13 protein-coding genes are annotated in these 12367 nt (G+C 63.5%); 7 read left to right on the top strand and 6 right to left on the bottom strand.

The genetic code is table 11. The annotated features are described in order from the left end of the window. The first annotated feature begins 1 nt into the window (after position 1). Positions 2-145, top strand: a complete 144-nt coding sequence (locus tag ACZM22_RS01370) for a hypothetical protein (protein ID WP_489542852.1) — start codon at positions 2-4, stop codon at positions 143-145. A 41-nt stretch (positions 146-186) separates the two neighbouring features. On the opposite strand, the gene ftsH is transcribed toward ACZM22_RS01370, so the two are convergent. Next, a complete protein-coding gene (ftsH, locus tag ACZM22_RS01365; RefSeq protein WP_483267219.1) occupies positions 187-2343 on the bottom strand; it encodes an ATP-dependent zinc metalloprotease FtsH in 2157 nt (718 codons plus the stop codon). Between the two features lie 222 nt (positions 2344-2565). On the opposite strand from ftsH, the gene rlmB reads away from it, so the two are divergent. Beyond that, positions 2566-3348, top strand: coding sequence for a 23S rRNA (guanosine(2251)-2'-O)-methyltransferase RlmB (rlmB, locus tag ACZM22_RS01360; protein ID WP_489542851.1), 783 nt, complete (start codon positions 2566-2568; stop codon positions 3346-3348). A gap of 17 nt (positions 3349-3365) precedes the next feature. Next, positions 3366-5471 carry a hypothetical protein gene (locus ACZM22_RS01355; RefSeq protein ID WP_489542850.1) on the top strand — a complete coding sequence of 702 codons (2106 nt, stop codon included), beginning with the start codon at positions 3366-3368 and terminating at the stop codon, positions 5469-5471. 48 nt (positions 5472-5519) lie between these two features. On the opposite strand, the gene ACZM22_RS01350 is transcribed toward ACZM22_RS01355, so the two are convergent. Next, on the bottom strand, positions 5520-6059 hold the full coding sequence (locus ACZM22_RS01350) for a CarD family transcriptional regulator (protein ID WP_489542849.1): 540 nt from the start codon (positions 6057-6059) through the stop codon (positions 5520-5522). Between the two features lie 229 nt (positions 6060-6288). On the opposite strand from ACZM22_RS01350, the gene ACZM22_RS01345 reads away from it, so the two are divergent. After that, entirely contained in the window at positions 6289-6786 is a 498-nt protein-coding gene (locus tag ACZM22_RS01345; RefSeq protein ID WP_489542848.1) for a gamma carbonic anhydrase family protein, read from the top strand. An 80-nt stretch (positions 6787-6866) separates the two neighbouring features. Here the strand turns inward: ACZM22_RS01345 and udp are convergent, their stop codons facing one another. Beyond that, positions 6867-7634: a uridine phosphorylase gene (udp, locus tag ACZM22_RS01340; RefSeq protein WP_483267224.1), complete on the bottom strand. Its 768-nt coding sequence runs from the start codon at positions 7632-7634 to the stop codon at positions 6867-6869. A 260-nt stretch (positions 7635-7894) separates the two neighbouring features. On the opposite strand from udp, the gene ACZM22_RS01335 reads away from it, so the two are divergent. The 3 genes from ACZM22_RS01335 to ACZM22_RS01325 all read left to right on the top strand — a co-directional run bounded on the left by ACZM22_RS01335 (position 7895) and on the right by ACZM22_RS01325 (position 10538). Continuing rightward, the gene (locus ACZM22_RS01335) at positions 7895-8269 is read left to right on the top strand and encodes a hypothetical protein (RefSeq protein WP_483267225.1); all 375 of its coding nucleotides are present in this window, start codon (positions 7895-7897) and stop codon (positions 8267-8269) included. A gap of 162 nt (positions 8270-8431) precedes the next feature. Next, positions 8432-9589 (top strand): CobW family GTP-binding protein, encoded by a 1158-nt coding sequence (locus tag ACZM22_RS01330; RefSeq protein WP_489542847.1) that lies wholly within the window; start codon positions 8432-8434, stop codon positions 9587-9589. Positions 9590-9608: 19 nt separating this feature from the next. After that, positions 9609-10538, top strand: coding sequence for a TIGR03943 family putative permease subunit (locus tag ACZM22_RS01325; RefSeq protein ID WP_489542846.1), 930 nt, complete (start codon positions 9609-9611; stop codon positions 10536-10538). A gap of 41 nt (positions 10539-10579) precedes the next feature. On the opposite strand, the gene ACZM22_RS01320 is transcribed toward ACZM22_RS01325, so the two are convergent. Genes ACZM22_RS01320 through ACZM22_RS01310 form a run of 3 tightly spaced genes read right to left on the bottom strand, consistent with a single transcriptional unit; the run spans position 10580 to position 12359 of the window. Then, entirely contained in the window at positions 10580-10834 is a 255-nt protein-coding gene (locus ACZM22_RS01320) for a FeoA family protein (RefSeq protein WP_489542845.1), read from the bottom strand. 38 nt (positions 10835-10872) lie between these two features. Then, on the bottom strand, positions 10873-11805 hold the full coding sequence (locus tag ACZM22_RS01315; RefSeq protein WP_489542844.1) for a DHHW family protein: 933 nt from the start codon (positions 11803-11805) through the stop codon (positions 10873-10875). Continuing rightward, positions 11802-12359, bottom strand: a complete 558-nt coding sequence (locus ACZM22_RS01310; RefSeq protein WP_489542843.1) for a hypothetical protein — start codon at positions 12357-12359, stop codon at positions 11802-11804. The genes ACZM22_RS01315 and ACZM22_RS01310 overlap by 4 nt, the downstream gene beginning before the upstream one ends. Positions 12360-12367: the final 8 nt, after the last annotated feature.

Raw genomic sequence — 12367 nt, 5'->3', positions numbered from 1 at the left:
TATGACGGAAGTTGAAGCCTATCACGAAATGTATCTGACCATGGCTCGCGCCGCCGAACAGGCCATCCGCCTGTTGGTGGAGGCGCAGCAAGCCTGTGAAACGCTTTACATGGAGAGCACGGAACAGGCGCCGGCGAAATCCTGACCATAAAAAAAGCACCCGCGGCATGCCCGCGGGTGCTTTTTTTATTCTCCTTCGCCCTCCGGCTTCCCCTCTCCGGGAGCCTCCTCCGGCGCAGGGGGCTCCGACGCCTTCGCCGGTTCCTCCTCGGGTGCGTCGAAGTCCGGCATGGGTACCGGCTCGGACACCATGTTGATGTGCTTGGCGGGCGCCTCGATGGTCTCCGGCACACTGGGGCGGAACAGCTTCCGCTCCTGCTCTCTGGTGGCGCCGTAGTTGTCCACCGTCTCAGGGTCGCGGCCCTCGATAATGGCCATCATCTCCTGCCCGGTGATGGTCTCCTTCTTCAGCAGGTACGCGGCGATCTTGTCCAGCAGCTCCCGGTTGTCCTGCAAAATTCTCTTGGCCTCCTGATGGCACTGACGGATGATCTTGATGGTCTCGCGGTCCGCCGCGGCGTAGGTCTCCTGAGCGCAGGTCATGGAGTAACTGCCGTCCAGATACTGGCTCTGGATGGTGCCCAGCGCCATCATATCGAACTCGTCGCACATGCCGAACCGCGCCACCAGATTCCGCGCCAGCTCCGTGGCCCGCTCGATGTCGTTGGCCGCGCCGGATGTCATGGTGTTGCACACGATCTCCTCGCTGGAGCGGCCTGCCAGCAGCGTGCGGATCTCCGCCAGAATGTCCTCTCTGGACATGAGGAACTTCTCCTCCTCCGGCAGGTGCAGCGTATAGCCCAGCGCCCCTTGAGTGTGGGGCACGATGGTGATCTTACTCACCGGCTGGGCGTTCTTCTGCTTGGCCGCCACCAGCGCATGACCCACCTCGTGATAGGCGATGATGCGCTTTTCCTCCTCGGTGATGACGGTGCCCTTCTTCTCCGAGCCGGCGATGACCAGCTCAAAGGACACCAGCAGATCGTTCTGGTTCACAGCCTTGCGGCCCTTGCGGACGGCCCGCAGCGCCGCCTCGTTCACCAGATTGGCCAGATCCGCGCCCACGCATCCGGCGGTAGCCTGGGCGATCTTGTTCAGGTCCACATCCTCGGCCAGACGGATGTTGCGGGTGTGTACCTGCAGCGTGGCCAGGCGGCCCGCCAGATTGGGCCGATCCACGGTGATGCGCCGGTCGAAGCGTCCCGGGCGCAGCAGCGCCTTGTCCAGCACCTCGGGGCGGTTGGTAGCGCCCAGCACGATAACGCCCTTGCTGGGATCGAAGCCGTCCAACTCCGCCAGCAGCTGGTTCAGCGTCTGCTCGCGCTCGTCGTTGCCGCCGAACTTACCGCCGTCGCGGGACTTGCCGATGGTGTCGATCTCATCGATGAAAATGATGCACGGGGCCACCTTGGCAGCCTCCTTGAACAGGTCGCGGACACGGCTGGCGCCCACGCCCACGAACATTTCCACGAAGTCGGAACCGGAAATGGAGAAGAACGGCACCCCCGCCTCACCGGCCACAGCCTTGGCCAGCAGGGTCTTGCCGGTACCGGGTGAGCCCACCAGCAGCGCGCCCTTGGGCAGCTTGGCGCCGATGGCGGTGTACTTGCCGGGGTTGTGGAGGAAATCAATGATCTCCTCCAGCGACTCCTTGGCCTCGTCCTGACCGGCCACATCCTTGAACGTGACGCCGGTGGACTTCTCCATATACACCTTGGCGTTGGACTTGCCCACGCTGCCGATGCCGCCGAAGCCGCTGCCGCCGCTCTTGGCCAGCATCCGCAGCAGCAGCATGAGCAGTCCCACAAAAATGAGCGTGGGCAGGATGTAGCTGACCATGAACGCCAGCACCGGATTCATCTGCGCCTCGTAATAGCCGGTGTAGGCCACCTTGTGCTCCTTCAGCAGAGGCAGCAGGGACGTATCGTTGAGATACGCGGTATACAGCGTCAGCTTCGTGTCCTTGGACTGGGTGTAGGACTTGGCGGGCACGTTGCTGTCCTCGTCCTGTTCCTCTGTGTAGGTGTAGCCCTCCACCGGCGTGATGTAGATGGCGTCGTCCTTGAACAGGACCTCTTTCGCCTTATCGTTTTCGATAAGATCCAGCATCTCGCTGTACTTGATCTCGTGGCTGGTGGACTTGTTGGTGGCGTTGCGGTTGTAGGCGTTGAGGTAGTTGAATCCCACCGTCAGCACCAGTGCCCACGCCACCAGCGTCAGGATGCCCCGCAGGTTATTGCGTCCCTTTCCGTTTTTATTGTTGTTCTGATCGTTGTTGGCCATGTGTATCCTCCGTAAAAAACCGTCAGCCGGAGTGCCTCCGCTCTCGGCGGCGCATCCCTCCCGCGGTATACCTTCGCAGTATCGCACAGTATACCACACTTGTCCAAATGTCACAAGCGGCACATCGTCGGATTTTCTGTAAAATTTCTATGAATGGCGCTTTATCTCGCCGAAATATTGTGTTATACTGGTCAGTAATTCAAGAAAAATGAGGTCATACCCATGAAAGATATGAAGGATACCGAGCGCCGCCGTCCCCTGCCGGACGCGGAGGCCGACGGCGTCATCGAGGGCCGCAACGCGGTGATCGAAGCCCTGCGGGTGGGCACCGCCATCGACAAGATCTACATCGCCAAGGGCGAGACGGACAAGACCCTGGGCCACATCGCCTCCAGGGCCCGGGACGCGGGCATCGTGGTGGTGGAGGCCGATCGCCGCAAGCTGGACGGCATTTCCCGCACCCACGCCCACCAGGGTGTCATCGCTCTGGCCGCCGTGCGGGAGTATGTCACGGTGGAGAGCATCCTCTCCGCGGCAGCAGAGAGGGGGGAACCGCCCCTGCTGGTGGTGTGCGACGAGATCTCCGACCCCCACAATCTGGGCGCCATCCTCCGCACCGCCGAGTGTGCCGGCGCCCACGGCGTCATCATCCCCAAGCGCCGCTCCGCCGGTCTGACCGCCGTGGTGGCCAAGACCTCCGCCGGCGCGGTGAGCTATATCCCTGTGGCGCGGGTGGCCAACATCCCCTCCCTGCTGAAGGACCTGAAAAAGCAGGGGGTCTGGGTGTTCGGCACTGCCGCCGACGGCACTGCCGATCTCTATACCGCGGACCTGAAGGGCCCCGCCGCCATCGTCATCGGCTCTGAGGGCAGCGGCATGACCCGCCTTGTCTCCGAGAACTGTGATTTTCTGGTAAGCATCCCCATGAAAGGCCGCATCTCCTCTCTGAACGCCTCCGCCGCCGCAGCCATCCTGCTGTACGAGGCGGTGCGCCAGCGGAGCTGACGGCGTTGCATCGTACTATGAACAGGCGTGACGACCCACAACTGGATACGCCCGTCCCCCGGGACGAGCTCTCGCTGGACGCCATCCTTGCCGAATACGGCAGGGGTGGGCGTCAGCCTGCCCCTGCGCCGGAGACTCCCCCTGCACCGGAGGCTCCCCCTGCACCGACGCCCCCGCCCGAACCCGAACCCGTCCCCGTGCCTGACCCCGCTTCCATTCCCGAGCCGGAGCCCGTTCCCGCGCCCGATCCTGTGCCTGCACCTCTGTCCGACACACCGGACCGTGTCAGTCTGAAGGATGTCATGAGCCAGACGGTGGATGCCGTGCTGGAGGACGAGGAGGACGGCGTCATTGACGCTCCCGTGCCCCTGGGCCAGCGGCTCTCCGGCCTGCTGCACCGCTTCACGGACCGCCGCAGCGCCCGGCCCCGCGGCCTTTCTCAGGAAACGGAGCAGCTGTTCGACGACCCCGAGGACGAGCCGGAGCCGGAGGAACCGGAGGAGCCGGAGCCCCGCATGGACGACGCCCTGCGGGAGGAAAAGCGCCGCTGCAACCGGCTGCGCCGCGGTCTGGTGTTCGCCGCGCTGCCCGTACTTCTTCTGGTGGTGGCCGCCGTGCTGCAGGAGCTGGAAATGCTGCCGCCCGCATGGCTGGACGCCGCGCCGCTGCGGTGCATCGTGCTGGGCGGCGGCCTGCTGCTGACGGCGCTTCTGTGCCTGCCGGTATGGCAGACGGCCTTCCGCATGCTCCGCGACGGGCAGGTAGGCTGCGAGCTGTGCGCCGGCGTTGCGGTGCTGGCGGATCTTCTCTGCTGCGCCGCCGGCGCCGTCACCGGCAGCACCCTCTCCACCCCCTACGCCGCGGCCGGCGCTCTGCTGATCCTCACCTGCCAGCTGGGCCTGTACCTGACGGCGGAGACCCGCCGCATCGCCTTCCATCTGGCGGACCTCAACGGCGTACCGCCCTACGTGGTGTCCGTCCTGCCCGCCGGTGTCTGCAAGCAGCGGGGCGTGCTGGAGGGCTTCTACCACAGCACCATGCGCCCCGACCCCGCCCGCCGCTGGCAGAATTATGTACTGCCGCTGCTGCTCAGCGCGGCGGTGGTGCTGTCCGGCGTGGTGTGCTTCACCGCCCGCCCCATGGACGAGTTTCCCTGGGTGCTGGCCGCCCTCACCGGCGCCGGTGTCCAGCTGTCCCTGCCCCTGACCGGCTCCCTGCCCCTGTACTACCTGTCCCGCCGCCTGGAGCGCAGCGGCGCTGCCGCCGCCGGCTATGCCGGTGCCCGTGCCGTGGCCCGCTCCGGCCGCATGGTGCTCACCGATGACGATCTCTTCCCCGCCGGTACCGTGACCCTCAACGGCTACAAGGTCTACGGCGAGGAACGCAGCCGCGCCGTGGGCTACGCCGCTTCGGTGGCCCGTGCCGCCGGCAGCAGCCTTGCCCCCCTGCTGGACCGCCAGCTCACGGCGGAGGGCGGGTTCCACATTCGCGTGGACGACCTGCGTTACTGCGAGGAGGGCGGCGTGGAGGCCGCCATCCACGGCGAGACCGTGCTGATGGGCAGCGCCTACTTTATGAAAAAGCGCCATGTGGCCCTCCCCCACGACCTGAAGCTCCAGACCGGCCTCTTTCTGTCGGTGGACGGCGTGCTGACGGCGGTGTTTGCCGTGAAGTATCAGCCCTCCCGCAACGCGGAGTGGGCTCTGCGGGCCATGCGCCGCTGCCATATCACGCCGGTGCTGGCTGTCCGCAGCAGCAACGTCACCCCGGGGCTCATCAAGCGGAAGTTCGGCGTGGACGCCAAGGTGGTCTACCCCGACGTGTCCACCCGTCTGGCTCTGGCCCAGCTGGCCGCCCAGCAGGGCGAGACGCCCAACGTCATCGTCTGCCGTGAGGGCCTGCTGCCTCTGGCCGAGTCAGTGGTAGGCAGCCGCCGCATGGTGCGGGCCGTCCGCACCGCCACGGTGCTCAGCTATATCGGTGCCCTGTGCGGCGTGCTGCTGGCCTACTACCTCACCTCTGTGGGGAATTTCGCGGTGCTGACGCCGCTGGCCATGGTGGTGTTCCTGCTGCTATGGCTGCTGCCCACGCTGCTGATCGCCGGCCTTGTCCGCCACTTCTGACAAAAAAAGAACGGAAAGCTCTGCTTTCCGTTCTTTTTTTGTCTGTTTTCACGCCTCCGCCGGCGCGGGCTCCGGCAGCTTCTCCGGCCAGCCCGGCCAGCTCTGGCGGATGAGATCCGCCACGCCGCCCCGTTCCAGACCCAGCACGGCCGCCAGCTCGCCGTACAGCTGGTCCTCGGCCCGCTTGAGATAGCGCTCGTCCATCTGGCTCACCTTCTTGCCGTGGCGCAGGGCCCACGCCCGCTTGCGGCACACGTTGTGGATCATGGCGGCCAGCTCGCCGCACTGACAGCGCATCACCACCTGATGATAGAAATCCTTGGCAGCGCGGATACCCGGCTGCTCCGGCTTGCAGGGCGGCAGCGACGGGATGGACGCGATCAGCGCCAGCGCCTCCTCCCGGGTGATAACCGAGCGCATCAGCACTCCCGTGTCCACCGGTGTCATCACCGTACCGCTGCGGTACAGGGGCGTCAGGTGATAGTAAAGCCGTGTCCCGTCGTCATAGGCCAGGCCGGACGGTCCGATGCGCTCCACCCGACAAACGCCCTCGCCGCCGTACACTACCAGATCACCTGCTGCAAACATCTTGTCACTCTCCTTACACAAAACACTGTCCATACCGTTCTGCGCCGCGGTCCGCTCTCTCTTTCGTCCCCTCGGCGGCCTTTTTTCTGTATGATTATACCACACTTTGTCGAAAAATGGTAGGGCGATTTTTGGAAAATTCTGCGGGATTTTTCTTGCCGGACGGTGGATATACGGGAAAAATGTGGTACAATACGATATCGAAACTCAGCGAAAGGGGCATCTGCCTATGAAAAAGCCCGTCATCCACCCCACCGCCTTCGTGGCCCCCAACGCCACTCTCCGCGGTGACATCTCCCTTGCCGCAGACAGCAGTGTGTTTTACGGCGCGGTGCTGCGGGGCGACACCGCCTCCATCACCATCGGCGAGGGCAGCAATATTCAGGATAACTGTGTGGTCCACGTGGACCCCGGCCTGCCGGTAACGGTGGGCAAAAACGTCACCGTAGGCCACGGAGCCATCCTTCACGGCTGCACCGTCGGCGATGAGACGCTGATCGGCATGGGCGCCATCGTCCTCAACGGCGCCAAGATCGGCAGCCACTGTCTGATCGGCGCCGGTGCGCTGGTAACGCAGTCCACCGTCATCCCCGACGGCATGATGGCCCTTGGCTCTCCCGCCCGTGTGAAGTCTCCCCTGACGCCGGAGGCCATCGCCTCCCTGCACGAGACCGCTCTGCACTACCGGCAGGAGGCCCAGGAGCTCAAAGAGCAGGAAAACATATAACTCCCGCATAAACCGTGCATAAAAACACCGCATCCCCATGGGATGCGGTGTTTTTATGCAATTATGCAATGCTTTGCCGCTTACCCTGCGCGATCCGCCTGGATCAGCAGCTTCAGGGCCTCCACACCCACCTCCACGGCGGCAGTGGTGTCCTCGCTCATCTCCTGGTCCAGACCGGCGGCCTCCCGCTCCTGGTTCCACACCACATGGAAGCAGCTGCCGCAGCGGCACTTCAGCGCATCCGCCACCACGAACAGTGCGGCGGACTCCATCTCGCTGGCCTTGACGCCCAGCCGCTTCCACGCCTCCCACTTGTTCAGCAGCTCATAGGACACCGGCATCCGTGAGGGGCTGTGCTGGCCGTAGAACGCGTCCTTGCACTGCACCACGCCCACCTGCGTCCGCTTGCCCAGCGCTCTGGCAGCCTGCACCAGCGCGGTAGTCACCTCAAAGTTGGCCACCGCCGGATACTCGATGGGCGCATACTCCCGGCTGGTGTGTTCAAAGCGGATCGCGCCGGTGGCCACCACCACGTCGCCGGAGCGCACGTCCAGGTCGATGCCGCCGCAGGTGCCCACCCGCAGAAACGTGTCCGCGCCGATGTTGTGCAGCTCCTCCATGGCGATGGAGGCGGAAGGCCCGCCGATGCCGGTGGAACAGACGGACACCTTCTCCCCCAGCAGCGTGCCGGTATAGACGGTGTACTCCCGGTTCTGCGCCACGAAACGGGCGTCGTCGAACAGTGCGGCGATCTTCTCGCAGCGGCCCGGATCGCCGGGCAGGATCACATAGCGGCCCACGTCGCCCTCCACACAGTGGATGTGATATTGCTTTTCCAGATTTTGCATGGTCTGACCTCCCAGTATACGCGCAGTTGATTCTGCGCGGTAAAATACGTTTTGTATTTCCCGCCGTCTCAGGGGCAGGAACACACCGGCATATGTTTGAATAATAATTATAACGTATTCCGCCGCAAAACGCAACGTTGTTTCCTCAAAAGCCAGAAATTGCATGATACGCCAGAGATCCGCACGGCTACGATGGCCGCCGCAGGCAGATACTAACTGCGGCGCAGCGCGCACAACCAGGAAAGGAGAATTTCTTCATCATGAAGCAGCTTTCTGCGATTTTTCTGGTGCTGGCCATGGTGCTGGCACTGACGGCCTGCGGCAAGGACGATGACCGGAACAACGGCGGCAGTCCCAACCGCCCCGATACCAACCAGAGCCAGAACGCCCCACAGGATAACGGCAGCGGCGGCAGCTGGCAGAACGGCACCGACACGCCCACCCAGCCCGGCGCCGGAGAAAACCGGCGAAATGGGGAGGATACGCTGCCCGGCACGCAGGCGGAGGGACGTATGGACCGCGGCGTCCTGCGCCGCGGCGCGGAGCGCACCGCCACCTTCCGCCAGATGCTGGAAAACGGCTATGTCCACGACAGCGACGGCTTCCTCAACGACGGCGAAAACACCAGCTGGTAACATTTTTCGCAAAAACAGCGGCAGTTTCCGCAAAAAATGCAGATGGGCGCAGGGAAAACACATTTTTCGCCCTGTGCCCACTTGCATTTTTGAAAAAATGGGCTATGATATGGGGGAAAGAATATGTGCCGCCGCGGGCGGCAGAGAAAAGAAGGGTTTACTATGACAAAAATTGACATCGTATCCGGCTTTCTGGGCGCCGGCAAGACCACGCTCATCAAGAAGCTGCTGGCAGAGGCGTTTCAGGGTGAGAAGCTGGTGCTCATCGAAAACGAGTTCGGCGAGATCAGCATCGACGGCGGCTTCCTGAAGGAGTCCGGCGTCCAGATCAGCGAGATGTCCTCCGGCTGTATCTGCTGCTCTCTGGTAGGCGACTTCAACAAGGCGCTGAAGGATGTACATCAGCAGTTCGCCCCCGACCGCATTCTTATCGAGCCGTCCGGCGTGGGCAAGCTCAGTGACGTGATCGTGGCGGTGGAGAACACTGTCAAGGACGTGCCGGACATGAAGCTCAACAGCTTCGTCACCGTGGCCGACGCCACCAAGGTGAAGGTCTATATGAAGAACTTCGGCGAGTTCTACAACAACCAGATCGAGTCCGCCGGCACCATCATCCTCTCCCGCACCCAGAAGCTGACCCAGGAGAAGCTGGAAGCCGCCGTGGCCCTGCTGCGGGAAAAGAATCCCAACGCCGCCATCCTCACCACCCCCTGGGACGAGCTGGACGGCAAGACCATCCTCAGCGCCGTCGAGAAGGTGTCCCTGGCCGATGAGCTGCTGGAGCGCATGCAGGCTGAGCACGCGGCGGACGAGGCGGAGCACCACCACCATCATGACCACGACGAGGACGATGATCACGAGCACTGCTGCCACCATGACCACGAGGAGCATGACCACTGCCATCATGACCATGACGAGGACGAGCATTGCCACCATCACGAGCATGACCACGAGGATCACGACGAGCATGAGCATCACCATCACCACCACGACGGCGAGGAGTGCGACGATCCCCACTGCGGCTGCCACCATCACCACCATCACGCCGACGAGGTGTTCACCAGCTGGGGCGTGGAGACGGTGAAGGTATTCACCGAGAGCGAGCTGGAGACCATCCTCACCGCGCTGGACAGCGGCGACTACGGCGCGATCCTCCGCGCCAAGGGCATCGTCCACAGCGAGGACGGAAAGTGGCTGCACTTCGACTTCGTGCCGGAGGAGCATCAGGTACGCTTCGGCGCCGCCGACTACACCGGCCGTCTGTGCGTCATCGGCTCCCAGCTGAAGGAGGACAAGCTGGCTGAGCTGTTCGGCCTGTAATTTACGCGAGGTACACCGTATGGATATTCCTGTTTATCTCATCGCCGGTTTCCTGGATTCCGGCAAGACCAGCTTCATCAACGGCATCCTGCAGGACGGCTTTGCCGCTGAGGACCGGACGCTGCTGCTGTGCTGCGAGGAGGGCGAGACGGCCTACGACCCCAAGGTGCTGGGCAACGTGTTCACCTACACCATCGACGAGCCGGAGCAGATGACGCCGGAGCTTTTCAAGAAGCTGGAAAAGCAGTACCGTCCCAAGCAGGTCATCATCGAGTACAACGGCATGTGGGCCATCGAGCCCCTGTATCGGGAGGGTCTGCCCGCCAACTGGATCCTGTATCAGATCATGTGCCTGGTGGACGCCAACACCTTTGAGCCGTATGTGCGGAACATGGGCCAGCTGATGATGGAGAAGATCTCCAACGCGGACCTGCTGATTTTCAACCGCTGCAATGAGCAGCTCCGCGCCCAGCTCCGCAGCCGCAACCTGCGGATGGTGAACCGCCGTGCCGACATCTATCTGGAGAACACCGACGGCACCAGCGAGGAGTATGTGACGCCGGAGATGTCCCCCTTCGACCTGTCCGGCGGCAAGCTGGAGGTGCCCGACGACGACTACGGCATCTGGTACGTGGATATGATGGACAACCCCGACCGCTACGAGGGCGTGGAGGTGTCCTTCAAGGCCATTATGTGCCACTCCAAGAAATTTAAGGGCGTCCACTGCCCGGGCCGGTTCGCCATGGTCTGCTGCGACAAGGACATGCAGTTTCTGGCGCTGGTATGCCGCGGCGAGGGGCTGGAGAACTTCAAGGACAAGGAGTGGGTGAAGATCCACGCCACCGTGAAGAAGGAGAAGTGCGACGCCTATCAGGGCGACGGCCCTGTGCTGTACGTCAGCAGCATCGCCGCCACCACCAAGCCCGCCAACGAGATGGTGTCCTTCTGATAACAAATCGTATTATCAAAGAAAAAGATGACGTTCTGTACTCACAGAACGTCATCTTTTTCGTCTTGCAGCGTGTATAACGTGATGCGGCTGGCATCGGTGTCCCGCAGCGCGATCACGGTGTCCAGCACCTGATAGGCGGTGATCCCGCCGAAGGGCGGGGTGTGCAGCGCGGTGACCTGCTGCCCGGTGAGAAAGCCCAGATCCTCCATGCGGCGGGCCTTCCGGGGCGGGAAGTCCAGCGCGGCTACGCGGCCGCTTTCGCCAGGAGGCAGCTGCGCCAACGTATACGTCATGTGTCATATCCCCCTTACGCCCCAGCCTATGCCGCCGGTCACTTCAGGGTGATGCTGTTGTGGAGAACGGTGGCGCTGTATAAAAACAGCACATCGGCATCGTCGGGAAACTCCACAACGCGTCCCAGCCGGTCGGAGGCCAAATAACGGATATCCACGGCGTACACCGTGCGATAGCTCTCCGCCAGCAGCGGGATGATGCTGCTGCCGAAGGAGTCCCGGAACACCACCAGCGTCCTGTCCGACAGGGCGTCGGGGTTGTCGATACGCAGCAGGGAGCGGCTGCCGGACAGGAACAGGTCGTAGGGCGCGTCCTGCGCGGCGGCAAAATCGTACACGCCGCCGTCGGTGTCCGTCTCGTAGTTATGGACGGTGCAGCTCTCCAGCGTGGGGGAGGTCAGATAGGACAGCCTGTCCGGCTCCAGCGGCTCCTCGGTCTTTCCCCAGTAGCCGCCGTGAAACGCCCCCTCCAGCGCGCACAGCGTCTCGTCCCGCGTGCCGGGCGCCGGCGCACCCATGGCGGTCAGCAGTGCATCCGCCGCGGGGCGCAGCTGCTCCTGCCGCCAATGGGGGTCGGTGCGGTAGTAGTCCGTCAGCGTCAGACCTGCGGCGATATCCACCGGCGTCAAAAAGTCCAGCGCGCCGCAGAGGTAGTCCGCCGTCTCCGCCGCGCCAGCGGGGACGTAGCCCTCCGGCGGCACGGTGAACTGCGCCTTGTCCGGCACCACCGCCAGATAGACGGTGCGTCCGGTGAAGTACAGGTCGTACAGGTGCCGGAAGCGATAGGCGGCGCGGTCCAGCGAATCCGCATCGAAGGGAGCGTCCGTCTTGGCGGCGTAGCCCTCATAGACGTACACCGTGTCGGCGGGCGCGGAGGGCTGCGGCGTATGGGCGGGGAGCTTTGCCGCACCCAGCACCAGCGCCGCCGCCATCAGCAGGAACGCGCCCCGCTGCACCATCCTCCGTGTCACAGAATGTCCTCGTCGTAGGTGGCGCTGACGCCGTAGATGCCGTTCAGGTGGGTCATGAAGGTGTCCACCAGCTCATCCGCGCCGAAGACAGTGACCACATACTCGCCCACCTCGGCCACGACCAGCTTGTCGGGGAAGCCGCACATCCACTGGCGCTGCATGATGTTGTCACGCAGCTGCTGTGCCAGCTCAGCGGTGTCGCCGGTGGCGTGGTAGGCGGCGGCGGTGAAGGTGTTGGCGTTCATCATGTGGACAAGGGACGCGGCCTCATCCACCGCAGCGGTCTCCGGCAGACCCAGCTCGCTGTCCACCAGCGCACGATCCTTCAGGTCGAAGACGCCGGGAGCGTCCTCGCGGGCGTTGGTCTCGGAGAAATCGCCGCCGGCAACGGCAAACTTCTCGTCCTCACCGTAGGTGTTCCATACCGTCTCCAGTATGTTCAGGGCACTGGTGGGCGCTGCGGGCTTGTCGCCGCTGGTATTGTCCTTGCTGCCGCAGGCGGCCAGACTCAGCACCAGCAGGGCAGAAAGCATCATGGATACAAACTTTTTCATGGAAATAT

The organism is Vescimonas sp. (assembly GCF_057856985.1).
The sequence above is the reverse complement of the archived record's forward strand: the minus strand, read 5'-3'. Positions and strand labels throughout refer to the sequence as shown.

Coding starts and splice junctions, on each gene's coding strand:
- ACZM22_RS01370 (WP_489542852.1), top strand. CDS start 2: ATGACGGAAGTTGAAGCCTATCACGAAATGTATCTGACCATGGCTCGC.
- ftsH (WP_483267219.1), bottom strand. CDS start 2,343: ATGGCCAACAACGATCAGAACAACAATAAAAACGGAAAGGGACGCAAT.
- rlmB (WP_489542851.1), top strand. CDS start 2,566: ATGAAAGATATGAAGGATACCGAGCGCCGCCGTCCCCTGCCGGACGCG.
- ACZM22_RS01355 (WP_489542850.1), top strand. CDS start 3,366: ATGAACAGGCGTGACGACCCACAACTGGATACGCCCGTCCCCCGGGAC.
- ACZM22_RS01350 (WP_489542849.1), bottom strand. CDS start 6,059: ATGTTTGCAGCAGGTGATCTGGTAGTGTACGGCGGCGAGGGCGTTTGT.
- ACZM22_RS01345 (WP_489542848.1), top strand. CDS start 6,289: ATGAAAAAGCCCGTCATCCACCCCACCGCCTTCGTGGCCCCCAACGCC.
- udp (WP_483267224.1), bottom strand. CDS start 7,634: ATGCAAAATCTGGAAAAGCAATATCACATCCACTGTGTGGAGGGCGAC.
- ACZM22_RS01335 (WP_483267225.1), top strand. CDS start 7,895: ATGAAGCAGCTTTCTGCGATTTTTCTGGTGCTGGCCATGGTGCTGGCA.
- ACZM22_RS01330 (WP_489542847.1), top strand. CDS start 8,432: ATGACAAAAATTGACATCGTATCCGGCTTTCTGGGCGCCGGCAAGACC.
- ACZM22_RS01325 (WP_489542846.1), top strand. CDS start 9,609: ATGGATATTCCTGTTTATCTCATCGCCGGTTTCCTGGATTCCGGCAAG.
- ACZM22_RS01320 (WP_489542845.1), bottom strand. CDS start 10,834: ATGACGTATACGTTGGCGCAGCTGCCTCCTGGCGAAAGCGGCCGCGTA.
- ACZM22_RS01310 (WP_489542843.1), bottom strand. CDS start 12,359: ATGAAAAAGTTTGTATCCATGATGCTTTCTGCCCTGCTGGTGCTGAGT.